The sequence below is a fragment of the Phocaeicola plebeius DSM 17135 genome (assembly GCF_000187895.1).
In the GTDB taxonomy this organism is placed as follows: Bacteria; Bacteroidota; Bacteroidia; order Bacteroidales; family Bacteroidaceae; genus Phocaeicola; species Phocaeicola plebeius.
Genome location: NZ_DS990130.1, coordinates 64,949 through 90,995 on the forward strand (window position 1 = coordinate 64,949; position 26,047 = coordinate 90,995).

The following is a 26,047-nucleotide window of genomic DNA, read 5'->3' on the forward strand; positions in this document are numbered from 1 at the left end:
TGTTATTACAATATTATGTTGCCATGTTATTATGTCCTTATATTATTGCAATATTATGTTGCCATGTTATTATGTCCTTATATTATTGCAATATTATGTTGCCATGTTATTATGTCCTTATGTTATTGCAATGTTATATTGCCATGTTATTATGTCCTTATATTATTGCAATACTATGTTGTTACGTTATTATGTCCTTATGTTATTGCAATGTTATATTGCCATGTTATTATGTCCTTATGTTATTGCAATGTTATATTGCCATGTTATTATGTCCTTATATTATTGCAATACCATGTTGTTATGTTATTATGTTATTGCAATATTGCACGCTTAAATCGCGTCAAAAATAAGGTCTTTCAAGCATACAGGTAATATGTAGCCTGTACCATGACATCAGATGTCATCAGACGTCTTTATATGTCATATAATCCACTATTTCACAACTGTTTACACAGCCATAATTTTGCAAAGTCAGAACCGATAGACGGCTTGGAATATCTTCCGACGGACAGCAGCACGCCGCTCACGTCGCGCAGCAATCCGCCGGAGGTGGATTCTCTGTTCAAACGAACAGAGCAAGTTGTGTTTTTGTACGACAGAAAGTATTCTGCCATACAAAAACCAACTTGCCCTCCCTAACGGTCGGGAGATTTTCCTCCAAAGTCGGAAAATCTGACGGAGAAAGAAAAATAACCCAAAAGCAGAAAAGCATGGAGAAAAAACAGGCAAGAAGGACAGGCAGAAAACCGAAGACTGATCCGGCGGACTACAAGTACAATTTCCGTCTGAACGCACAGGAGAAAAGCAGATTTGAAAGACTGTTTCTGGAATCCGGAGCAAGGGACAGGACAATCTTTATCAAGAAATCAATCTTTTCAGAACAGCTGAAGGTAATCAAGGTGGACAAGGTTTCCATGGACTATTACATCCGGCTCGGGGAATTTTACAGACAATTCCAGGCAATAGGCAACAATTACAATCAGGTCGTAAGGGCCGTACAGAAAAACTTCGGGGAAAAAAGGGCGATGTCCTTGCTTTACAAACTTGAAAAGGCTACCCTGGAACTGATACTGCTCAACAAACAGATTATGGCCTTAACTAAAGAATATGAAAAGAAATGGTTGCAAAGATAAGTCACGGAGAAAGTCTTTACGGGGCACTGGCCTATAATCATGAAAAGGTATTTCAGGGGACGGCGGAAATCCTTTCCGGACACCGGATGATTTCCGACCGCCCGGGACTGCCGAGCGAGGACATGCGTCTAGCTCTCCTTTCATTTGAAAACCATCTGACGGCAAACAGGAGGACGGATAAGCCGGTCCTGCATATCGCCCTCAGCCCGGCACCGGAAGACAGGCTGGACAATGACAGGCTGGCGGAACTGGCAGAGAAATACATGCAGAAAATGGGTTATGGTGACCAGCCGTTCATCGTGTACAGACATGGAGATACCTGCAACACGCACATACATATCGTGAGTGTATGCATTGACGATGAAGGAAGGAAAATCAATGACTCCTATGAACACCGCCGTTCAATGACAGCCTGCCGGGAACTGGAACAGGAATTCGGACTGCGTAACAGTGCGGATGCGGAAAGACGGAATCCGAAAGCGGAACTGAAAAAGGTGGATGCCTCACAGGGGGATATACGCCATCAGATAGGAAACACACTAAAGGCCGTACTGGAAAGCTACCGTTTCCAGACTTTCGGAGAGTATTCCGCACTGCTTTCCACACTGAACATTGAAGCCCGACAACTACTAGGCGATTACATGGGAACACCCTATACGGGTATCATCTATTCGGCTACAGATGATATTGGAAAAGTAGTCAGCCCTCCGATAAAAAGTGCAAGGTTCGGCAAGCGTTTCGGAAATACGGGACTGTCCGAACGTATGTTACGGCATACACAGGACTTCAAGGAAGGCAGATGGGCTCCTGCCATATCCGGCAAGGTCGTATGGGCCATGCGTAACGCAAAATCGGAACAGGAATTCAGGGAACTGCTGAAACAGGAGCACATTGATGTGGTATTCCGAAGGAACGATACCGGACGTATCTACGGTGTCACATTCATAGACCATGAACGGCGCGAGGCGTTCAACGGTTCACGTATGGGAAAGGAGTTTTCCGCCAACGTATTCAACGGCCTTGTCAACTGGTGGGAAGGAATACCCTGGCAGGACAGACAACAGTCCGGTCCGGAGGAACTTTGGAAACGGTACGGCCACCGTATGGAAGAAAACAGTGCGCTTGAACAGGCGGCAGGCATCTTCTCCTTTGAGGCAAATCCGGCAGTCGATTACGAGGAAGAAGCGTTCCGTCGCCGCATGAAACGGAAAAAGAAACCGCAGAAACGCAAATCACGCGGTATCTGATCAATCAAAATGAGTCAACAACAGGGGGAACAACGGATTCCCCCACAATCATCTACATCATTATGCAACAGGAAGACGATTTGAGAGCCCTTGCCAAGATTATGGAATTCGGCAGGGCTGTCAGTATTTTTATTCTGGTAGTCCACGTTTATGTATACTGCTATCCCAGTATGAGTGCCTGGCATCTGAATCTGGATGTCATAGACCGGATACTGATGAACTTTGACAGGACAACCGGTATATTCGGCTGTATCCTTTGGACAAAACTGATGGCAGTGCTTCTGCTGGCCATATCCTGTATGGGTACTATCGGAGTCAAGGGTGAGAAGATTACATGGCAGCGTATATGGGCGGTACTCACTGCCGGGGCGGTTCTGTTTTTCATGAACTGGTGGCTGCTTGACCTGCCTTTTCCACACGAAGCGATTACTGCCCTGTATGTGGTGACACTTGCAGCCGGTTATCTATGCCTGCTCATGGCGGGACTGTGGATCAGCAGGCTTTACAGGCATAACCTGATGGAGGATGTGTTCAATATGGAAAACGAATCCTTCATGCAGGAGACAAGGCTGATGGAGAATGAATATTCTGTCAATCTGCCCACCAGATTCCAGTATGGCGGCAAGCTCAACGACGGCTGGATCAACGTGGTCAATCCTTTCCGCGCGACCATCGTATTGGGAACACCGGGTTCCGGTAAATCCTACGCAGTGGTGAACAACTACATCAAACAGATGATTTCCAAAGGTTTCAGTGTATATATCTATGATTACAAATTCGATGACCTTTCAACCATTGCCTATAATACATTGTTGCACAATATGGACAAATATAAGGTAAAACCGCATTTTTACGTCATCAATTTTGATGATCCGCACCGTTCACACCGCTGCAATCCCATCAATCCGGAGTTCATGACAGACATATCTGACGCATACGAAGCAAGCTATACCATCATGTTAAATTTGAACAAGACCTGGGTGTGACCTGTAAAGTCACGTAATTGATTATTAGACAGTAATATTAATTGCATGATTTAACCCGCTGTTCCGTCAGCGGTAGCCTACTATAAGGTGCATCTCCAGTGATGGGTTGTGCCAAGCTTATAGGACAAAGTACACTTTCCGAAAGGACAAGACTGAACCGTGAGGGAATGTCAAGGGCGGTTAGTATCATACCGTTGAGTGGCGAGGCTGGATAGCATGGTTAACGTAAGTGAACTGACTTTAGCCGTCGTAAGGTTTGAAGGAGCGCAAGATACTTTAGCTCTCACCAAAAGGTAAGCAGTCGGATAACCCTTGCCCATGTTGGGGTTACACGGACACAGCACTGCCGGCGGACTTGGCAGAACCTAAACTATCCGTTTGTCAATTACGTGGAACAGGGCAAGCCTGTATCTCTCTCGTAAGAATGCGAGTAAGCGAACCGCAAGGCAAGCCGAATGGGGTGCAGGTATGAGATAACGGAAAAAGCGAATGCCACCCTGTAATGGGGTGGATACGGATTGAATCAACATCACGGGTTGTTATTGGTGACATCATCCGACACGAAAGTGGGCAGACTTCCGTATATGGTAACTCTTTACAAGATAACTTTTAGAACTTTCAAAAGGAGGAAAGCAAATGAACGAAACTAAAACATCGTGTGCGCCTGCTGATAGTAGGAATCTAACTTGGGACGGAATGGACTGGTCCAAGTGTGAAGCCTATGTCCGAAAGCTACAAGCGCGTATTGTAAAGGCTCAAAAGGAAGGCAGACATAACAAGGTGAAAGCCTTGCAGTGGATGCTGACCCACTCTTTTTACGCCAAGGCATTGGCGGTAAAGAGGGTTACTTCCAACAAAGGGAAGAAAACGTCTGGAGTAGATAAACAGCTTTGGGATTCTCCCAAGCGCAAGTACAAAGCAATCGGTGAACTGAAACGTCGTGGTTACAATCCGCAGCCGCTTCGTAGGGTTCACATCAAGAAAAAGAACGGTAAACTCCGACCGCTGGGAATACCGACAATGAAAGACAGGGCGATGCAGGCATTATATCTCATGGCATTGGAACCGATAGCCGAAACGACAGGCGACCGCTTTTCTTATGGTTTCCGCAAGAGACGCAGGACAATGGACGCTATCCGTCAGATTGATACGGTTCTAAACCGCCAGCATTCTCCCGAATGGATTTTGGAGGGAGACATTAAAGGCTGCTTCGACCATATCAGCCACGACTGGCTTCTTAATCATATCCCTATGGATAAGACGATACTCAGAAAATGGCTGAAATGTGGAGCTGTATTCAATGGCAAACTATTCCCGACAGAAGAGGGTACACCACAAGGAGGTATCATATCACCGACACTTGCAAATATAGCACTTGACGGACTTCAACCACTCTTGGCTGAAAGATTCAAAAGATTATGGCGCAACAATAAGACATTCCACTACAAGGTAAACCTTATTCGTTATGCGGATGACTTTATAATCACAGGTCGAGAAAAGGAGCTATTGGAAAACGAAGTCAAACCTATCGTGATAGAATTTCTCAAAGAAAGAGGGCTAACCTTATCCGAAGAGAAAACTACCATTACGAACATATACGACGGTTTTGATTTCTTAGGTTTCAATGTGAGGAAGTTTGGCAAAAGGCTATACACATCCCCGTCCAAAGATGCACAGAAACGCTTCAGGGCAAAAATCGGTGACATCGTTAAAGGACATAAAATGTGTAAGCAGGAATCGCTGATACGAATGCTTAATCCTGTAATCACAGGTTGGGGCAACTATTACCGATATGGTGCATCAACCGATGCTTTTCATGGTTGTGACAATCACATTTACAATCTCACGAAGAAATGGGCTTTACGTCGCCATCCAAAGAAACGCAAGTCTTGGGTTGCAGACAAATATTGGCATGAAATTCGGGGGCGTAAATGGACGTTTGCATGGAAATATGAAACCAAGAGCAAGAAAGTGAACTACCTGACCCTTAAAAGGTTGTCGGATATACATTATACTCCGTACAAGCAAATCAAAGGTGAGGCAAACCCTTTCGACCCGGAATACGATGATTATTTCTTTCAGCGAAAGGAGCAACAAATGCTGGAATCTCTCAAGGGACGTAAGTCTCTCTTATATTTATGGAACAAGCAGAACCGGATTTGTCCGTTATGTGGCAAGGAAATAGATTGTACAAAAGCATGGAACGTCAACGAAATATCTGTTGGTGGTTCGATTGTACGGCAACTTGTCCACAACAACTGCTACAAGCGAAATAAACGAAAATGTTGAAAGTATGAGCCGATTTCTAACAACAAATAGAAATATTGAGTTGCTTGAGCCGTATGAGGGGAAACTCTCATGTACGGTTCTTAGGGGAGAAGGGGGCAGCAATGCCCTTGACTTACCCGATATTGAAAAACAGGGTGACTTCTTTGTAGAGTCTCCTATTATCCTTTTGGCAGCTATAATCTGGTATTTGAAAATATACAAAAATGGTATCTATTGCAGCTTCCCTCATGCCGTGGAACTGCTGAACAAACCTTATTCTGATTTGTTTACCATATTGACTTCCTATCCGGAACTGGAGAACTACCTTTCTCCTTTCATGGATGCCTGGAAGGGTGGGGCACAAGACCAGCTTCAGGGCCAGATAGCTTCGGCGAAAATTCCGCTTACCAGAATGATTTCTCCACAACTGTACTGGGTCATGACAGGCAATGATTTTTCTCTGGACATCAATAATCCGAAGGAACCTAAAATCCTTTGTGTGGGCAATAATCCGGACCGACAGAACATCTATTCCGCAGCGCTCGGACTGTATAATTCCAGAATCGTCAAACTGATAAACAAGAAAGGGCAGCTTAAAAGCACGGTCATTATAGACGAGCTTCCTACCATCTATTTCCGAGGACTGGACAACCTGATTGCAACGGCACGTTCCAACAAGGTGGCGGTCTGTCTGGGATTCCAGGACTTCAGCCAGCTTAACCGTGACTACGGTGAAAAGGAAAGCAAGGTGATTCAAAATACAGTCGGCAACATATTCAGCGGTCAGGTGGTCGGCGAAACGGCCAAGACACTTTCCGAACGCTTCGGAAAGATTTTGCAGAAACGGCAGTCCATATCCATCAACCGTCAGGATGTCTCTACATCTATCAACACCCAGCTGGACTCACTGATTCCAGCATCCAAAATTTCCAACCTCTCACAGGGTACGTTTGTCGGTTCCGTATCGGATAATTTCGGTGAGAAAATCGACCAAAAGATTTTCCATGCGGAAATTATCGTGGACCATGCCAAAGTAAGTGCGGAAGAAAAGGCTTATAAAAAAATCCCGGTTATCAACAGGTTCAAGGACAGTGAAGGAAATGACATCATGCTCCAACAGATACAGCGCAATTATGACCAGATAAAGGCGGATGCACAGGCTATCATCAACGATGAGATGGAACGTATCAAGAGCGACCCGGAACTATGTGAACGGCTGGGAATAGAAAGTGCAGAAGAGGAGAAAAGAAAAGCTGAATAGATACAGAATGACAAATAAATCCTGAATCAGTTTGATTTTCAGGGAACATTCCTTATCTTTGAAATTGAAATAGAACATAACGGCGGATTACGGGATGTTTCCGTCGATTATATACATAAGTCGCAAGATGTCTCGAACAGGAATCTGACAAATTCAAAAACACGGAGGCTATTGCGTGAGGCTTATGCTATACCTTATAGCGTGAGCCCATGCGAGTTTCTGTGTTGGGCTTTGTCAGAGCCTCTGTTCGAAATAAGCATGGGTTTCATGCTTTTATTTTTAACAAGCAGAGGTATGGCAAAAGTACAGATTATTATGCCCGTCACATTGGACGGATTTCTACCGGATAAAAATGAGGAACTGATGGAATGGCTCAGGACAGACCGGAACGGTTTCCCTTATTGGGAAGAGCGGGCTACATTTAACATGTATCCGCATTACGGTATGCTTGATTTGATGGATGCCAAGGAAAGACATGAAAAAGACTGCACATTTTTCATGAAGGTAGAAGATGAAAAAAGTGCAGAATATGTGGGTGGTGTATTTCTCTTCCGACTCGCAGATGAACTGGTCATTTACCTGCTTCCAATATCATACAAAAGCGGGAAAAACATAACCGGAAAGATTCAATTCGGACAATGGACTTTGCGTGAGTCCAAAACATTCCGAAACAATGTATGCAGACTGGTATACCGCCTTAAAGAATAAAGATTACTTCAGACCAAGTTTCTTCATTTTCTTGTACAGGGCTGTACGACTGCAACCGAGTTCCACTGCTGTCTTGCTGACATTACCATGATTTTTCTCAAGCAGGTTTCGTATCTTTTCCTTTTCCTGAATGATACGAATATCCGGATTGTCACTACAATCTACATTGTCCAGTCCCAAGTCACAAACATCCAATAATACATTATCCGCAACAATTACCGCACGTTTGATTTTTGCGTTCAATTCCCGCACATTACCAGGCCAGTCATATCCCAGCATGCATGCTTTCGCTTCTTCGGTAAATCCCTCATTCTTGACACGGATTCTACAGGAATGTTCTCTTCTGAAGAATTCGGCAAGCGGAAGAATATCGTCTTTGCAATCTTTTAATGGCGGTTGAACAATTTCGAGTTCTGCAAGGCGATAATACAAATCCTCACGAAAGCGACCTTCCTCCACCGCTTTTTTCATATCCTCATTGGTAGCAGAAATGATACGTACATCCGTATGTTTCACTTTATCACTTCCTACCGGATTAAACTCCTTTTCCTGAAGGACACGTAGAAGAAGAATCTGCATGGAATACGGCATATTACCAACTTCATCCAGGAATAAGGTTCCTCCATTGGCCGTCTCAAAATGTCCTTTCCTATCAGCAACAGCTCCTGTAAAAGCTCCTTTGACTACACCGAAAAATTCAGAAGCCTGCAAATCGTTAGGTATACTTCCACAATTGACGGCAACGAATGGTTTGTCACGTCTGTCACTATAACGGTGTATCATCTGGGCTATCACCTCTTTACCGCTTCCACTCGAACCAAATATCATAACAGAAAGATCCGACGGTGCCACACGACGAGCCAGTGAAGCGGATTTTCTTGCTGCTTCACTGGTACGTTCAACAAAAGAACATTCTTTACGTACAATAACAGGTTGTTTAAGCATGCTATGTACTAATTCTATCAGTTGCTCTTGATGAACAGGCTTTTGCAAATAATCCTTAGCACCGAGCTTGATGGCACGGACCGCATCCGTGATACAGGCATAATCTGTCATGACAATAAATGGAACTTCCACATTAGAACGCATCATCCATTCCAGAAGGCTGATACCATTTCCTTCCGGCAGACGTACGTCTCCCAACACAAGATTGATTTCGTTTTTCTTCAGAATACTACGTGCTCCGGGCTCGTCCATTGCGGTTAGAACTTCGTAACCGGCTTTTTGCAACCATTTTTCAATCATACCGCAGAGTATCATATTATCTTCAACTATGAGGATTTTCATATTTCTTCAGTTCCTTTTTTGTTTCTTCTATTAATTTTTTAAGCCACTCCATGATTTGTATTGCATGTTCATGAACAGTTTCGTTTTGGCTATCACTGTCATGCAATATTCTTTGAAAATCACGTAAAATATTATCTTTCTCGAGCATTTCCCATACAGGCATCATCCGGTGTATTATTTTTCTCATGGTCTCACGGTCGGTTATCCTGTCAGCAGATTCCATCTCCTCCAGTTCTTTTTCAGATTCCATAACAACGAGAGAAAGCATATGACTATAATCATCCGTATTCTCCAGTAAACTGGAAAAATCAAAATCTCCGGAAACTGAAACTTGTGTACGAGATACAATGGTGGATAAAAAAGCGAGCAGTCCGTGGATATTGAACGGTTTATGAATACAGCCTGCAAATCCTTCTTTTTCATAAATTCCGGAATTTCCATCACCACGGGCAGTCATGACTGCTACTGGAACAGTTCTAAAATTGCCGATGTCCGAATTGCGAAGCAATCTTAACAAACAGAATCCGTCAGTATCAGGCATTTGTACATCTGTCAAGACCAAATCATATTCAGAATTTTCAAGAGCGGCCACTACTTCACGTGCATTCTTACAGGTTTTACAGGATATACCTTTGCGCCCGAGCATATCTTCTGCTATTTTCAGTTGTATAGGATCATCGTCCACTACAAGAACATTCTTAGGCAATATAGTTATTGTATTATGGTCCGATTTGTCTTCCTCAACTAACTCATCCGTTTCAGGCAAAGGAAGTTCCAGCCTGAATACGCTTCCTTTACCGAGTGTACTTTCCACATCCATTTTCCTTCCAAAACCTTAATTAATCCTTTGGTAAGAAAAAGTCCCAAACCAAAACCTTCAGAATTGACATCCTGTGCGGCACGCTCAAATGGAGCAAATATTCTTTTCATTGTTTCCTCGTCCATCCCTATACCGGTATCTCTAATTTCAATCCGAAGTTTTCCCTCTGAATATTCAGTATGAAAATTGACGTTTCCTCTGGAAGTAAATTTGATAGCGTTTGTAAGTAGATTGGCCAGTACCTGTTCGAGTTTGTCCGCATCACCTTTTACAGTTACATTTAATCCTTTGTGTTCAGAATATAAAATAAGACCTTTTGAAGTCGCTTTACGAGAAAACTCATCTGAAATTCGTTTTAAAAAACGGTTAAGATAAAAAGGTATATCATTATGTAAATCTCCAGCTTCATTAATACGGTAAGCATCCATCAGATTATTGACCAAATGCAAGACGTGCTGGCAAGAATGGCGGATGTCATCTAAATATATTTCACGCTTTTTCTTCTCTCGCGTTTCCGATACTAGATCGGCACAGTTATGGATATTACCAAGTGGGCCTCTAATATCATGTGAAACTGTCAGGATGATTTTCTTGCGCATATCAAGCAAATTCTCGTTTTCCTGAATAGCTTGTTGTAATTTGGCTTTAATTATTTCTTCTTTACGTAAATCTGATTGTATAATTAAAAATGAAATTAATATTATAAAAACCGCAATACTCATCATTACGATAAATAATCGGAAGGATTCTTGTTTGACTTCTGTTACCTCTGAGTTTCGTTCTGTAAATGACAACTGTACCTGATTATCTAAAAACGATACAAAATCATATAACTTCTGATTTAACATCCTATTATGCAAACGCAGGCTATCCACATAGGTTTCAATCTGATTGTTTCGCAAATCTCTGGCAGAAACCAATCTATTATTAAAATCTTGTATTTCATTAGTAATATAGGGAACTTGTATCTTTTCCTTCTTTCCAAATAATCCGGCAATTCCTTTCTTTTTCTGAGTTATTGTCTTCACTTTTACTGTTTGAGTAGCTATTATAGGCAATTCATTAGTAAGAATACTATCAGATTTATTCGCAAATTGGATTGCTTTCATTATTCGAAACAAGTACATTTCTTTCGTTCTAAGCAATCCCCGTAAAGAATCAATTTGAACCGGACATAAAAAATCACCACTCCTTAATTTAATTTCAAGTAAAACACTATCTGTTTTAAAAAGGTGATTATGAAATATGTTATAATCAGACTCATCCCATGCTATAACCGATTCACCTAAAGTTGCCAACTTAGTAATATACAAATGAACTTTATTGGAATTCTCATAAGCTTCATTAATTTGAATTATCAGATTCTTAAGTTCTTTTAACCGACAACGTTCATTTATCATCGCAGTAACCATACTTATGACTATAAATCCAGTAATAAAATATCCAATAAATAGTCTTTTACGCAATAATGAAGTCATCAGGAACATTCTATTGATTTTTTGACATCATAATTTTATATATTTAACTAGTCATAGTATATATCATTCTCAAATATTTATTTCAAATTCAAGCAATAAAAAAGCACTTCATATTACAACTGAAACTCATTAATGAAAAAGTTGAATATATGAAGTGTTTATTAAATTACGATATAAACTATAAAAATCCTATTCTTCTGGGACCAGTGTATAAACCCTTATCCAGTCGACAAGGAAAGTGTGATCTTCCACATTTTTCAGTTCCTCATCCGTAGGGCTTAAACCTTTAACGGCCCTCCAGCTTTGGTCTTCCATATTTATTATGATGTCCATATCCTTAACCAACCCCGTGCCACCAGTGTAGTTGTTGGGATCAATAATATCCTTACCGCTTATAGTTCTGACGAGTTCTCCATCTACATAATATTCAAGTGTGAAAGGATCTTTCCAGAATACTCCAACACGATGAAAATCATCGCGCCACAATGTTCCCTTGTCATCCTTATACCATGAACCTGAATCCTTTGGCTGATAATCCTTGAATGGCTGACGGATGAATATGTGATGGCTTAAGTGAAGTCTGTCGGCACCATAACCTCCACCGTCTCTATCACCACCGTATGCCTCTATAATATCGATTTCCTGAGTATCATCAGGGCTAAGCATCCATACATCGGATGCCATGGTTGAATTTGAAAGTTTGGCGTATGCTTCTACATAAACCGGATATTTTACACGAGTCTTCGATGTAATACATCCTGTATAGGTTCCCGGGAGTTCCTTTGTGTTAGGTCCGCTTACAACTTTCTTTAGAGGGACATCTTCAGGACGGCTGGCTCTGATTTTAAGGAATCCGTCTGAAACGGAAACATGGTCTCTCTGCCATATTGTAGGAGCAGGCCCTGTCCAATGATTATGATAGAAATCAGTCCATTTGGCATAGAACTCTTTTCCTTTATCCTTTTCGTCAGCAATATAATTAAAGTCGTCCGACTGTGGATGAAGTTTCCACACCATACCGTCACCAGCATTAGCTGGTACAGGATAGATGTCCCACTCGTATGATTTATTATTTAAATTTTCTGCTGCACATGCAAATTGCAACGATGCTAAACAAATAGTAAACAGTTTTCTCTTCATGGTATCTTAATTTAAATTAGAATAATTTATTTACGTTCTTTTGATTCACCCTTAGCAGTATGTGTCTGCAATGTCCAAGTAGAAAATCTCATTATACTCTGGTAATCAGAACTGTTGTATATATGAGTAAGACCCCATCTCAATATTTCGGTAGGTTCTTTTTCGGCATCTGCACTACGGTTCAGACCAATGGCATGTGGTGCACCCTTTACTACAGACATTATCTCAAAGTTTATTCCGTCAGGCGACCACTGAAGTGTATTCTTTTCAGGACCATCGGTAGTAATAAGAGAAGCTATACCTCCTTTATAAGGCCAGACGCAGACTTCATGCCCACTGTTTGAAATAGGATTATATTCCGATTTCACATACGGACCCATAGGATTTTCAGCAATAGCCACACCGTGTTTGATTTCACGACCACCCCATGTTATTTCTTCTCCCATACGTTCTCCTTTGTAATACATATAGAACTTACCATTATAAGGTATTATACACGGGTCGTGTACCTTATGACTGTCGAAATCGCCTTTCGATACAACCTTGAATCTGTTATCCTCATCGCCTTCCCATTCGCCGGTATCAGAAGGTTCCAGTACTGGCTTGTCTGTCTTGGTCCACAGTCCTTCGGGGGAATCAGCACATGCCATACCGATAGTATTCTTAACACGGACTGTATAAGGAGATTTTACAGCCTGATAGCAAAGATAATACTTTCCTTTCCATTCCATTACCTCAGGAGTGAAAACAGAACGATCGTCGTAAGCACCCTTTTCACCACGCTTCACTGCAATTCCCTGCTCTTTCCATGTCAATCCATCCTTTGATGTGGCATACCATATATCGCATCTGTCCCACGGGAAAACCTTATCTTTCTCTATATCTCCAGCAAATCCCTGGGTAGGTCCATAGCTCTTTGAATACCACACATAATATGTATCACCTATTTTCAGCATTGCACTCGGGTCTCTTCTTACTACGCCCTCTTCATAAGCAAGATCACCTTTAAGTGGTTCCATCTTATACTCAAAGAACCATTTATTGTCGTGATTTTCCCATTTCATGGCACGTTTCATAGCTGCACTTAACTTATTTCCCTTAGGTATTCCCAATGAATCGGCCTTACGCTCATCATAATTCTGAGTGTCGTCAACGGCAATAGTCTGTGTATTGCCTGTATTTCCGCATGCTGCCAATAGCGACATCATGCCGGCTGCAAAAATAATTTTTCTCATACTAGACTTTATTTTATATTAATTGTTAGTTTATTCGACTGTAATTCACTTGTTTCTGCACTGATATTCAGTACCGATGTTTTTTCTGTTGACTGAAGCATCAGCATACATCTTCCCTGATATGTCATAATCTCCTTGCTTTGATATGGAGATACGTTCTTTACATTTCCATTGTCTATACCCAACAGACGGTACTCTCCATCGATGTTGAACTTAAGCATCTGTTCTGTTGTCTTTACAGGATTACCTTTTTTGTCTGTAAGCTGGGCTGTGACATGCAGAACATCCTTTCCATTTGCTGCGATACTTTGTTTGTCAACCGCTAGCAATATCGAATGTTCTTTGCCTGAAGTCCTTATAGCTGTAGTGGTATTACCTAACTTATTTTTTCCTTTTGCGGTAATAGTGCCAGGCTTGTACTGAACTGCCCATTTATAGATATGATCCTCAAAATCGTCTATATACTTCTTTCCCATCGACTTGCCGTTAACGAAAAGTTCCACTTCATCACAATTGGAATATATTTCTACTATTACCGAGTCACCTTTCTGATAATTCCAGTGAGAGTTTACATCATCCCAAACCCATAATCTTCTATCCCATTCATGTCCTTTCTTATCAGTAAAGCCATCTTTTACCTGGAGATACGAAGATTTGTCTGGAGTCTGTGAATATATAGCAATAAAAGGCTTGTCAGTCCACAATGATTTCATCATGTCGTACGAAGGCTTCACATAGCCGCACATATCCAGGAGACCACATCCTATTGACTTTTGAGGCCATCTTGAAAGGCGGCTTCCACTTTCTCCCAGATAATCGACTCCTGTCCATATAAACATACCCGGAACGAAATCTCTTTCAATCACCGCCTTCCATTCGTGCCACTGACCAAGATTTTCTGTACCCATTATAGGTTTGTCAGGATAATTCTTCTTAGCATAATCATACATCACGCGTCTGTAGCTGAAACCAGCCACATCAAGTGCATCGATATATCCTGTCTCAAAACTTATGGAAGGCAGGATGCAGTTGGCGGTAACCACTCGTGTAGTATCCATCTGGCGTGTCCATGCTGCTAATTTTTGCGCTGTACGACCAATGTCGTATGCTTGTTTAGGCTGGATTTTCCACATTTCTCTGATTTTTTCTTTAGAGTATGGAGGCTGGTTCCAGAAGTAATTACCGTTGGAATCGGCTCCAAAGAAACCTGTTGCCTCACGGCATCCGGTATAAGTCCATTCTATTTCATTACCTATACTCCACTGGAAGATACAGGCATGATTACGGCTTCTCCTCATTACGTTTTTCAAATCCCTTTCAGCCCATTCCTGGAAATGCTCACAATAACCATGAGTAGGATAGTCTTCTACCGTTTCCTTCATATTGAGCCTTTTATCTTTGGGATAATCCCACTCATCGAAGAACTCTTCCTGGACCAGAAGACCTATCTCATCGCACAAAGACAGAAACTCATCCGCTCCCGGATTGTGCGAAAGGCGGATGGCGTTACATCCTCCTTCCTTAAGGGTTTTCAGACGTCGGTACCACACATCGCGTATCATTGCTGTGCCAACTATACCGGCATCATGATGCAGGCATACTCCTTTTATCTTCATATTTTTTCCGTTAAGGAAGAAACCTTTGTCTGCATCAAAGTGGAATGTTCGTATACCGAACCTGACAGTGTTTTCAGAAATGACTTCATCGCCATTCTTAATACGGGTCTCGGCTGTATAGAGGACTGGTATCTCGACGCTCCACAAATCCGGCTGTTTTATCTCCGATACGATGTCGATAATTTTCTCCTCACCAGCATTCAGTTTTATACTGAAGACCTCAAAGGCTGCGATATTGCCTTTATTATCTTTATACACTATCTCAACAACAGCTGTTCTGGGTTCAGAGTAACTGTTGCGCACGGTAATTTGGTTGTTTACTTTAGCATATTTATCAGTAACCACGGGAGTAGTGACAAATGTTCCCCAAACCGGAATATGCAGTCTGTCGGTTACAATCATTTTCACATCCCTGTATATACCTGAACCGGTGTACCATCTGCTGTCGGCATAATGGCTGTGGTCGACCCTTACAGTCATGCGGTTATCCTCATTGGGATTGAGATAGTCTGTGACATCAAAATAAAAAGGAGCATATCCCGAAAGATGATATCCAAGTTTTTTGCCATTTATCCAATACTCAGAATTATTATATACTCCATCGAACACTATATAGCATTTCTGATTTGCGCTGATTGTTGTGGGAAATGATTTGCTATACCATCCTATTCCTCCCTGAAGGAAAGCTACACACCCTTCGCCAGAGATGGAGTCGTAAGGCAGACCAACACTCCAGTCGTGTGGCAGGTTCACTTTCTTCCATTCATCACCAGGGACATAAGAAGTATATGAATAATGAGCAGAATCTTTCAGTACGAATTTCCAATCTTTATTGAAATCAACATTTGAATCAGATGCTGAAACCTTTAGGGTTGATAATAGGATTATTAAAGCTAAAAGATTTTTATTTCTCATAATCTTAGGTTTTACATGTTTTTTTGATGTCATAAAACTATATCTTTCACTTATAATATATGAGGGGGATATTAATGTGATATAGGGTGGGAAATCAGAATTTTACATCTGCCCTGTATTCCACCGTCACCTACAACCTTTACAAAGGATGTTCCTTTCTTCCCTCTTATGGTTCTCAGGACAAACAGACACTTTCCGTTATATGTCCTTACACTATTGTTTATGACGTTGATGTTCAAATCTTCTATCGAAGGCGATCCATTGTCAAGTCCGGCAAGTTCAAACTTGTCGTCGAGGATTATCCTCACATCCGAAGGTATATCGACTACTGTGTTTCCTTTTTTATCTTCAATGGATACTTCTACATGGATAAGGTCATAACCGTTGTCGGTAGCTGTTTTGCGGTCGCAGTTCAGTGCCAGACGGCACGGCTTGCCGCTTGTGGACAAAGTGTCTTTCGACAATATTCTGTCGCCGTCCTTGCCTACCGCAAGGAGTGTTCCTTCCTTGTATGCCACCTTCCACATCAGTATATTATGCTCCATGAAATCGCTGCGTTTCTTTGTTCCCAACGATTTGCCGTTCAGAAACAGTTCCACTTCTGGGGCGTTGGTATATACCTGTACCAGTATGTCCTCGTCCCTGCGGTACTTCCATTTATCGCGTGTGTCGTACCACTCCCAGCGTCTGATCCATCCCGGGCGTGGAGTGTAGGTGAAACTTCCGTCAGCATCCATCTTGAACTCGCTTTCTTTTTCAGGTATTGTTACAATATGGGTTTTCGGTGTGTCTTTCCACAGACATTCAAAGAAATGGCCACGCGCTGTCTTGTTGCCCACGAAATCGAAGAAAGAACAGTCTCCACCCCTTGCAGGCCATGGACCGTTCTCGCCAAGATAGTCGAATCCTGTCCACACGAAGATGCCCGCTATGTACTTCTTGTCGGCCACGGCTGTCCATTCAAAGAGCTGACCAACATTCTCCGAACCGATAATAGGCTGATATGGATATAGCTTATGGTCGATTTCATAATATTTGTCTTTATAGTTATATCCCACTACATCAAGCACGTCTGTATATCCGGAGAGACGCGAAACTGACGGAACAACGACTCCTGAAGAGACGGGACGGGTAGTGTCCACATCCTTAACCCAACCGGCAAGGACAGCGGCTGTTTCAGCCAAATCGTCTTTTCCTCCTGACAGACGGTTGAACTCTTTCAGTATAGACTTGTTGTCTGTTTCCGGGTCGCCCGTATGGATAAGCCCCTTGAACCCTTTATTGTCTTTGCTCGATGCCCAGTAATATGGATAGGTCCATTCTATTTCATTGCCTATACTCCAGAGTATCACGCAAGGATGATTTCTGTCTCGCCTGATGAACGACTTGAGGTCGTGCTCGGCATGCGTATCGAAGTATCTGGTATATCCTATTGATATGCTGTCGGGCGCATCTTCCTTAGCTCGCTCAGTAATCCACTTTTTCTTTGCTACCTTCCATTCGTCGATAAATTCATTCATTACAAGAAGTCCCAGACTGTCGCACATTTCCAGCAGACTTTCCGAATGCGGATTATGGGCTGTACGTATGGCATTGCAGCCTATGGAACGAAGTTTCAGAAGGCGTCGCAACAGGGCATCATCGTATGCGGCAACACCCATACATCCCAAGTCGTGGTGTATGTTCACTCCTTTTATTTTTACGGATTTTCCGTTTAGAAGGAAGCCTTCATCCGCATCGAATTTAATGTTGCGGATACCAAATTTTGTTGTTTTCTTATCCATCACATATCCGTCAGAAGCAATCAGAGTAGTATGAAGCTCATACATCGAAGGCGTTTCAAGACTCCAGAGATGACAATTCTCCAGTTCAACAGATGCAGTGAACTCATTGAAATCGCCTTTCAGGGCAACAAAATCATCGGAAACAGAAGCTATTGTCTTGCCGTCGTACACTACTTCGTGCTTCACGGTGACTCCTTTTACACCTGTTCCAGCATTCTTCACCTCGCATACCACATTCACCATCGAACGGTTGCCTACCTGTGGTGTGGTAACGAATATTCCGTCTGAAGGAATATAGAGCTCGTTTCTTAGAATAAGACTCACATTCCTGTATATACCGGCACCGACATACCATCTGCTGTCGGCATACGCTCTTCTGTCAACGCAGACAGTTATTGTATTCATCGAACCTTTTGGTTTCAGATATTGAGTAAGTTCATATTCAAATCCCACATATCCGTTAGGACGGAATCCCAACAGATGCCCGTTTATCCAAACCTTTGAGTTATTATATACACCTTCGAAATGAATGAACACTTTTTTCCCATTCATATCATCCGAGGTGAGAAAATTCTTCATGTAAATCCCCACACCGCCAGGCAGAAAACCATTGCTTCCGGCTGTCTGAGTCTTGGTATATCCTTCGCTGATACTCCAGTCGTGAGGCAGACACACATCCTCCCACTTTATATCTGGACTCAGGAACAAAGTGTCCTGAGGCACGAAGCCTGCTGGTTTGCTGAATTTCCAATCGAAGTTGAAATCCACTTTAGTGGAGGTTCCGGCATAACAGAATCCGGACAGAAAGATAGTTAAGACTGTGATAATGTTTTTTATGGTCATATCGATTTTCAGATTAATATTAATGACAAAAATAATTTCAAAAGTGTAAAAACAAAAAAACTCTCCATTTATATTTCAGATATCAACGGAGAGTTTCATCATTTAAAAAAATAAAACATTTTATAAAGTTACTCCTTGCTTAAGGATAGCTATTTCCCGGTATCCCTTCTTTTCGTTCAGTGCCTGCTTTCCGCTTGCCACTTCCACCACAAAGTCTATAAAACGTCTGCTTAAAGATTCCATGCTTTCTCCCTCTACCAGAGTTCCGGCATTGAAATCAATCCACGTATGTTTCTGCTCGTACAGCGGTGTGTTGGTCGATACCTTCACGGTTGGAACGAATGTTCCGAACGGTGTTCCTCGACCTGTTGTGAACAGTACGATATGGCATCCGGCAGAAGCAAGAGCCGTACTTGCCACAAGGTCGTTGCCCGGTGCGCTCAACAGATTAAGTCCGTGTGTTGTGACACGGTCGCCATATTTCAGAACATCCTCCACCATCGAGCTTCCCGACTTCTGTGTACATCCCAATGATTTCTCCTCAAGTGTAGAAATACCTCCCGCCTTGTTTCCCGGCGAAGGATTTTCATATATAGGCTGGTCATTGCAGATGAAGTAGTTCTTGAAGTCGTTTATCATGGTCACTGTATCGTCGAATATCTCCTGCGTACGGCAACGGTTCATGAGCAGTGTCTCGGCTCCGAACATTTCAGGTACCTCCGTGAGGACTGTTGTCCCACCCTGGGCAACAAGATAGTCAGAGAACACCCCAAGCATCGGATTGGCCGTGATACCGGACAGTCCGTCAGACCCGCCGCACTTGAGTCCTATACGCAGTTTTGACAGGGGGACATCAGTCCGCTTGTCTTCCCTGGCTATGGCATACATCTCACGAAGAAGTTTCATACCCTCTTCTATCTCATCATCTACTTTCTGAGAAACAAGGAAACGGATCCTTTGGGTATCATAGTCACCTATAAACTCGCGAAAGGCATCAGGCTGGTTGTTCTCACAGCCAAGACCTACGACAAGGACAGCTCCGGCATTGGGATGAAGGACCATGTCGCGCAATATCTTACGGGTATTCTCATGGTCGTCACCCAACTGCGAGCATCCGTAGTTATGAGGGAAAGATATAATGGAGTCAACCCCCTCGCAATCTGTTTCCTTGCGAAGCTGTTCGGCCAACTGGTTTGCTATTCCGTTCACGCAACCCACCGTAGGGATAATCCATATCTCATTACGTATGCCGGCTTCTCCGTTGGCACGCAAATATCCTTTGAATGTACGGTTCTCGTTCGAAAAAGTCTGTTTCTCGAACTTCGGAGTGTAAGTATATGTACTCAGACCGGAAAGGTTAGTCTTAACAGTTTTCTCGTTCAGCAGATGTCCTTTCCTGACTTCTTTCACAGTGTGCGATATAGGGAAACCGTATTTTATCACCATATCACCTTCTGCAAAATCCTTCAAGGCAATCTTATGACCGGCAGGTATATCCTCAGCCAGTTCTATAAAATTGCCGTTTACCTCTATTATAGTACCCTTGGACAATGGGTGCAGTGCCACAGCCACATTGTCCGCAGGGTTTATCTGGATATATTCAGTCATAACAAACTAACATTTATAAATTGAAGAATACAGGTAGAAGTATCAATCTACAAGGTCTTTTACTGTCTGAAGCATTTCTTCGCTCTGGATTTTGTTGATATAGTAAATTACACGGTCTGCCAGTCCCGGGATGGTATTAAGGTCTTCACCCCAGATGGAAGTATCGGCGAGAACTGTCTTCACAAGATTTTCTACCGAGCCATCGTTCCACAAACTTGTAAGCATCGCCATGATTTCCGGTGCATCGTTAGGAACTATCTCTACACCATCGGCACGCTTTCCACCTTTGTAGTATACTATGATGGCTGCAAGACCGAGGACGAGTCCTTCAGGAAGAACACCCTTGCGTTTCAGATATTCCTTCACTCCCGGAAGGTCGCGTGTGGCATACTTAGGGAATGAGTTAAGCATGATTGATGTCACCTGATGATCCACGAAAGGATTGTTGAAACGTTCAAGAACGTCATCTGCAAACTTCTTAAGTTCTTCTTTCGGTAAGTTAAGGGTTTCCATCAGCTCGTCGAACATCACACGTTTGATGAACTTACCTATCACCTCATGCCGGCAAGCATCTCTCACGATATTGACGCCCGAAAGGAATGCCACCGGCGACAATACAGTGTGAGGACCGTTCAGGAGAGTCACCTTGCGTTCATGATATGGCTCCTCCGACGGGACGAACAGAACGTTCAGCCCCGCCTTGTTTGCAGGAAATTCTTCGGCAACCGATTCCGGTGCTTCGATTACCCACAGGTGAAAAGCCTCACCCTGTACAACTAAATTGTCATCAAAGTCTAGTTTAGTTTTTATGTTATCTATGTCTTTACGAGGGAATCCCGGTACGATGCGGTCCACCAGTGTGGCATATACACCACATACTGTTTCAAACCATGACTTGAACTCTTCACCAAGGTTCCACAATTCAATATACTGATAGATTGTTTCCTTCAGTTTGTGACCGTTGAGGAAGATAAGCTCGCATGGGAAGATGATAAGTCCTTTCGACTTGTCGCCGTTGAAATGTTTGAATCTGTGATAAAGCAACTGTGTCAGCTTGCCCGGATAAGAGTTTGCAGGAGCATCTTCGAGCTTGCACGACGGATCGAAGTTGATACCTGCTTCAGTAGTGTTCGAGATTACGAATCTCATCTCAGGCTGTTCTGCCAGTGCCATGAAATCATTATACTGGCTATATGGATTCAGGGCACGGCTGATGACATCAATCATTCTGAATGAGTTCACCACCTCGCCATTGTTAAGTCCCTGAAGATTGACATGATAAAGACAGTCCTGAGCATTGAGGGCATCAACCATACCTTTATCTATAGGTTGCACCACAACAACACTGCTGTTGAAATCTGTCTTTTCATTCATATTCGAGATAATCCAGTCAACGAACGCACGAAGGAAATTGCCTTCACCAAACTGTATGATACGTTCCGGACGTACTGCCTTTACTGCAGTCTTATTATTTAAAGCTTTCATTGTAATGTCAAAAATTAAAATTGATAAAATTAAAATTCAACCAACATTCTGAATACCTTACCTGGATTTTCCGACCATTTCTGCAGAGCCTCACCTGCCTCTTCAGGTTTCACTACGGCAGAGATAAGTTCGTTCATCGGGCAATTTCCATTCTGAAGATAATGTATCACGGCACGGAAATCCTCAGGCATTGCATTGCGCGAACCGCGTATGTCGAGTTCCTTCTGAACAAAATATTTTGTCTGGAAAGCCACTTCACTCTTGGCATAGCCTATACATGCCACACGACCTGTGAAAGCAACAATATCAATGGCAGTTACGTATGTGACAGGACTGCCCACAGCTTCTATCACCACATCAGCCATATAACCGTCAGTAAGTTCCCTTACTCTTTCAACCACATTTTCTGTCTTAGAATTGATAACCATCGATGCACCGAGACGTTTTGCCAGTTCAAGTTTCTCGTCATCAATATCCATGGCTATTACTCTTGCTCCACGAAGCGATGCCCTTACTATGGCACCAAGTCCAATCATTCCGCAACCTATCACGGCCACAGTATCAATGTCAGTTACCTGTGCTCTTGAGACGGCATGGAAACCTACGCTCATAGGCTCAATCAATGCACATTCCTTATCCGAGAGGCCGGCAGCCGGAATAACCTTTGTCCAAGGGAGGACAAGGAACTCCTGCATCGAACCGTTACGCTGAACGCCCAAAGTCTCGTTGTGTTCGCAGGCATTGACACGTCCGTTGCGGCATGAGGCACACTTTCCGCAGTTGGTATATGGATTTACAGTCACGTTCATTCCCTTCTCGAAACCGACAGGAACGCCTTCGCCTATTTCCTCTATCACAGCACCCACTTCATGTCCCGGGATAACAGGCATCTTGACCATAGGATTTCTTCCAAGGTAAGTATTAAGGTCGGAACCACAGAATCCGACATATTTGATACGAAGTAAAATTTCTCCGACTCCAAGTGTTGGTTTAACTATATCAGCTACTTGAACCTTTCCGGCTTCAGTAATTTGAACAGCTTTCATAATCTATGTATTTATTTAAATTTGTTATTGTATTATTTTAATGATGTTTTTTCTCTATCTTATAACCTTTCCAGCCATAATATGCTGTAAAGAAGAAACATATCAGAGGTATTATATATGCCACCTGATAGAAATCCGCGTTATGATTCATCACAAATGCGGTAAACTGAGGGATACATGCATTACCTATAATAGCCATTACAAGGAATGCCGAACCACTCTTGGTGTCCTCGCCGAGGTCGCGTAGAGCAAGTGAGAATTGGGTAGGATACATGATTGACATGAAAAACGACACTGCAAGCATGGCATAAAGTCCTGTCATACCACCGAACATAATAATTACTCCACACAGTATGATATTTACTATAGCGTATGTAAGCAGCATATCCTGAGGTCTGAATTTCGACATTAGCATAGTACCTATCCATCTGCCGCCAAGGAAAGCCAGCATATACAGTCCGAAGAATGTGGTCGCCTCATCCTCCGACAGACCTGCATACATGCAGCAGTAAACCAGGAACAGGCTGTTGATGGCTGTCTGCCCTCCGTTATAGAAGAACTGTGCGATGACTCCCCATCTCAGATGCTTGCGTTTCAACACTGCAAAATTGATAAGCTTGCCCTTCTCTCCGTGCGATTCTTCGTTATCTATGTCTGGAAGTTTACACAGTGTAAACACTACTGCAAGAATGATGAGTAACACGGCAAGAACCAGATAAGGCATCTTCATGGAGTCTGTCTCCATCTGGATAAATCCTTCCCAGCCTCCCGGGAAGTCGGCAGGCAGCGTTTCGCGCGTATAGTTCTGTCCGGTAAGTATAAGCTTGCTCAGAAACATTGCGGAGATGAAAGCACCAAGACCGTTGAACGACTGTGCAAGATTCAATCTTCGCGAAGCCGTGTCATGTGTACCCAAAGCTGTCACATACGGATTGGCAGCCGTCTCAAGAAAGCACATTCCCGTTGCCATAATAAAGAAGATTACAAGATATGCCCAGTATTCCTTTATCTCAGCTGCAGGGAAGAAAAGCAGACCTCCGATAGCAGCAAGAATGAGACCGACTATTATACCCGACTTATAGCTGAAACGTTTCATGAACATTGCTATCGGTATGGGAAACAGGAAGTAGGCCAGCCAATAGGCAGATTCAGTGAACGAGGCCTCGAAAGCATTCAGTTCACAGGTTTTCATCAACTGCCTGATCATTGTAGGCAACAGATTACTGCTGATAGCCCACATGAAGAACAAGCTGAATATCAGTAAAAGCGGTATAAAATATTTGTTTTTCATTCTGACATGTTTTTAATATAAGGTAACTCAGGCAGATTCTTGAAACCGTAAAAGGCTTTCGCGTTCTCGCCCAAGAAAAGTTTTTTGCTTCTCTCTTCCAATTCTTTTGATTTAATCACAAAGTCGTACGACATTTTGTAGGTGATGGCTGTAATTGTGCGCGGATAGTCGGAACCCCACATCAGTTTCTCGAAACCGACAAGGTCGGCAGCTTCGTTGATAGCCCTTATAGCACCGTTGAACGGATAGAACTCGTCATTGAACAGCCATGTGATACCGCCAGACTCAATCATTACATTTTTATGGCGGGCAAGCATTATCTGCTTCTTCCAGTCCGGTTTTGTAACCATGCCGAAATGACCGATGGCTATTTTCAAACCCGGACATTCTGAAATGATTTCTTCCATCTCGCCAACCTGAAGGTCTCCCTCTATCATATCTATGGAAAGAATCACTCCTTTATCTTCCATCAAATGAAACATCTTCATCATTTCGTCCGAATTGAGCATCACCCTTCCGTCCTTTAGCTGCAGACGGTGTCCTGGAATCTTTATGGCCTTAAACCCTTTGTCTATAAGTTCAACAGTCTGATTAAAGTAACCCTGCTTCCTGAATTCACACATACCGCACACAAAAAACCTGTCGGGATAATTTGTCATGACCTCTAGTAGATAGTCATTCTGTATACCATCGATATACTCCTGAGTAACAACAGCTCCTCCAACCTGGGCATAGTTCATATTTGCCAGGAAAACCTCTGCCGTATTTCTTCCGTCAATCATAAAGGGAGGAAGCATTTGTCTCACCTCCCCCATAAACAATGATTGACCATTCTCTGTAGTTTTTATTTTCAGGCCATCTACTTCAGTATCCTGATAAAGCCACAGATGTGAGTGAGCGTCAATTATTGTATAATCCATAGCAACAGTATTTATGAATTTGCCCAACTTACTCTTTGTTGATCACCTATTATCTCCTTAACCTTTTCCACAAGACTCCAGTCGATAGGTTCCTCAATGTATTTAATATTCTGAAGTACAGATTCTGATTTTGCCGAACTGAACAGTGTTGTAGGTATTCTTGGGTTACTAACAGAGAACTGTACTGCAAGCTTCTCAATAGGATATCCCTGTTCCTTACAAAACTTCGCAGCCTTTGCACATGCCTCAATCAGTGATTTTGGGGCTGGATGCCATTCAGGAACACCTCTCTGTGTGAGAAGTCCCATACCAAATGGTGAAGCGTTTATCACCCCTACACCCTTTTCATCGAAATAATCGAGGAAGTCAACAAGTTTGTCATCGTTAAGCGAATAGTGACAGAAATTAAGCACCGCCTCAACTGTGTCCGGAGCTGCATGGTCAATAACCCATTTCAGGTTTTCAAGCTGAAGGTCGGTTATACCCACATGACCCACCAGGCCTTTCTCCTTCAGTTCCACCAGAGCAGGCAATGTTTCGTTCACCACCTGGTTCATATCCGAAAACTCAACATCGTGAACATTGATAAGGTCAATATGATCTATATTCAGACGTTCCATACTTTCGTATACACTTTCCTGTGCGCGCTTGCCCGAGTAGTCCCATGTATTAACACCATCCTTGCCATAACGTCCCACCTTGGTTGAAAGTATGAACGATTCTCTTGGCAACTCCTTAAGAGCCTTACCCAGTACTGTTTCTGCCTTATAATGTCCGTAATATGGAGAAACATCAATAAAGTTCAGTCCATGTTCTACTGCTGTAAAAACAGACTGTATAGCCTCACTTTCTTTAATAGAATGAAAAACTCCACCCAACGAAGATGCACCATAACTCAATACAGGCACTTTCAGTCCTGTCTTTCCCAATTCACGATATTCCATTTTGAAAAAGAATTTAAAGGTTAATTTTT

At 42.7% G+C, this 26,047-nt stretch carries 18 protein-coding genes and 2 pseudogenes; 6 read left to right on the forward strand and 14 right to left on the reverse strand.

Going from position 1 to position 26,047, the window contains the following annotated elements; genetic code table 11:
* Positions 1 to 440: 440 nt before the first annotated feature.
* Positions 441 to 617, reverse strand: coding sequence for a hypothetical protein (locus tag BACPLE_RS19295; protein ID WP_007560895.1), 177 nt, complete (start codon positions 615 to 617; stop codon positions 441 to 443).
* Between the two features lie 96 nt (positions 618 to 713).
* Here BACPLE_RS19295 and mobA point away from each other — a divergent pair, with 96 nt between their 5' ends.
* The 6 genes and pseudogenes from mobA to BACPLE_RS08555 all read left to right on the forward strand — a co-directional run bounded on the left by mobA (position 714) and on the right by BACPLE_RS08555 (position 7,606).
* Complete coding sequence (gene mobA / locus BACPLE_RS08530; RefSeq protein ID WP_040312737.1) at positions 714 to 1,136, forward strand: conjugal transfer protein MobA; 423 nt, start codon at positions 714 to 716, stop codon at positions 1,134 to 1,136.
* Positions 1,121 to 2,383, forward strand: a complete 1,263-nt coding sequence (mobB, locus tag BACPLE_RS08535; RefSeq protein WP_007560899.1) for a conjugal transfer protein MobB — start codon at positions 1,121 to 1,123, stop codon at positions 2,381 to 2,383. The genes mobA and mobB overlap by 16 nt, the downstream gene beginning before the upstream one ends.
* A gap of 62 nt (positions 2,384 to 2,445) precedes the next feature.
* Positions 2,446 to 3,366 (forward strand): annotated as a pseudogene (locus BACPLE_RS08540) (YWFCY domain-containing protein); the annotation flags it as partial.
* Positions 3,367 to 4,005: 639 nt separating this feature from the next.
* Positions 4,006 to 5,658, forward strand: a complete 1,653-nt coding sequence (gene ltrA / locus BACPLE_RS08545) for a group II intron reverse transcriptase/maturase (protein WP_007560904.1) — start codon at positions 4,006 to 4,008, stop codon at positions 5,656 to 5,658.
* A 121-nt stretch (positions 5,659 to 5,779) separates the two neighbouring features.
* Positions 5,780 to 6,898, forward strand: a pseudogene (locus BACPLE_RS08550) (TraM recognition domain-containing protein); the annotation flags it as partial.
* Positions 6,899 to 7,192: 294 nt separating this feature from the next.
* The gene (locus BACPLE_RS08555) at positions 7,193 to 7,606 is read left to right on the forward strand and encodes a hypothetical protein (protein WP_025018816.1); all 414 of its coding nucleotides are present in this window, start codon (positions 7,193 to 7,195) and stop codon (positions 7,604 to 7,606) included.
* 3 nt (positions 7,607 to 7,609) lie between these two features.
* Here the strand turns inward: BACPLE_RS08555 and BACPLE_RS08560 are convergent, their stop codons facing one another.
* The 13 genes from BACPLE_RS08560 to BACPLE_RS08615 all read right to left on the reverse strand — a co-directional run bounded on the left by BACPLE_RS08560 (position 7,610) and on the right by BACPLE_RS08615 (position 26,018).
* The gene (locus BACPLE_RS08560; protein WP_007560909.1) at positions 7,610 to 8,893 is read right to left on the reverse strand and encodes a sigma-54-dependent transcriptional regulator; all 1,284 of its coding nucleotides are present in this window, start codon (positions 8,891 to 8,893) and stop codon (positions 7,610 to 7,612) included.
* Positions 8,874 to 9,713 carry a response regulator gene (locus BACPLE_RS19700; protein ID WP_235777916.1) on the reverse strand — a complete coding sequence of 280 codons (840 nt, stop codon included), beginning with the start codon at positions 9,711 to 9,713 and terminating at the stop codon, positions 8,874 to 8,876. The genes BACPLE_RS08560 and BACPLE_RS19700 overlap by 20 nt, the downstream gene beginning before the upstream one ends.
* Positions 9,638 to 11,191, reverse strand: coding sequence for a sensor histidine kinase (locus BACPLE_RS19705; RefSeq protein ID WP_235777917.1), 1,554 nt, complete (start codon positions 11,189 to 11,191; stop codon positions 9,638 to 9,640). The genes BACPLE_RS19700 and BACPLE_RS19705 overlap by 76 nt, the downstream gene beginning before the upstream one ends.
* Positions 11,192 to 11,380: 189 nt before the next feature.
* Positions 11,381 to 12,331, reverse strand: coding sequence for a family 16 glycosylhydrolase (locus BACPLE_RS08570; protein ID WP_007560915.1), 951 nt, complete (start codon positions 12,329 to 12,331; stop codon positions 11,381 to 11,383).
* Positions 12,332 to 12,357: 26 nt separating this feature from the next.
* Positions 12,358 to 13,566 (reverse strand): glycoside hydrolase family 117 protein, encoded by a 1,209-nt coding sequence (locus BACPLE_RS08575; RefSeq protein WP_007560917.1) that lies wholly within the window; start codon positions 13,564 to 13,566, stop codon positions 12,358 to 12,360.
* 8 nt (positions 13,567 to 13,574) lie between these two features.
* Positions 13,575 to 16,097 (reverse strand): glycoside hydrolase family 2, encoded by a 2,523-nt coding sequence (locus BACPLE_RS08580; RefSeq protein ID WP_040312738.1) that lies wholly within the window; start codon positions 16,095 to 16,097, stop codon positions 13,575 to 13,577.
* 71 nt (positions 16,098 to 16,168) lie between these two features.
* Positions 16,169 to 18,724: a glycoside hydrolase family 2 TIM barrel-domain containing protein gene (locus tag BACPLE_RS08585; RefSeq protein ID WP_007560921.1), complete on the reverse strand. Its 2,556-nt coding sequence runs from the start codon at positions 18,722 to 18,724 to the stop codon at positions 16,169 to 16,171.
* Between the two features lie 120 nt (positions 18,725 to 18,844).
* Positions 18,845 to 20,332 carry a UxaA family hydrolase gene (locus tag BACPLE_RS08590; RefSeq protein WP_007560923.1) on the reverse strand — a complete coding sequence of 496 codons (1,488 nt, stop codon included), beginning with the start codon at positions 20,330 to 20,332 and terminating at the stop codon, positions 18,845 to 18,847.
* Positions 20,333 to 20,374: 42 nt separating this feature from the next.
* A complete protein-coding gene (locus BACPLE_RS08595) occupies positions 20,375 to 21,817 on the reverse strand; it encodes a tagaturonate reductase (RefSeq protein WP_007560925.1) in 1,443 nt (480 codons plus the stop codon).
* A 29-nt stretch (positions 21,818 to 21,846) separates the two neighbouring features.
* A complete protein-coding gene (locus tag BACPLE_RS08600; RefSeq protein WP_007560927.1) occupies positions 21,847 to 22,863 on the reverse strand; it encodes a zinc-binding alcohol dehydrogenase family protein in 1,017 nt (338 codons plus the stop codon).
* 37 nt (positions 22,864 to 22,900) lie between these two features.
* A complete protein-coding gene (gene fucP / locus BACPLE_RS08605; RefSeq protein WP_007560929.1) occupies positions 22,901 to 24,154 on the reverse strand; it encodes an L-fucose:H+ symporter permease in 1,254 nt (417 codons plus the stop codon).
* On the reverse strand, positions 24,151 to 25,074 hold the full coding sequence (locus BACPLE_RS08610) for an amidohydrolase family protein (RefSeq protein ID WP_025018820.1): 924 nt from the start codon (positions 25,072 to 25,074) through the stop codon (positions 24,151 to 24,153). The genes fucP and BACPLE_RS08610 overlap by 4 nt, the downstream gene beginning before the upstream one ends.
* Positions 25,075 to 25,085: 11 nt before the next feature.
* Complete coding sequence (locus BACPLE_RS08615) at positions 25,086 to 26,018, reverse strand: aldo/keto reductase (protein ID WP_007560932.1); 933 nt, start codon at positions 26,016 to 26,018, stop codon at positions 25,086 to 25,088.
* Positions 26,019 to 26,047: the final 29 nt, after the last annotated feature.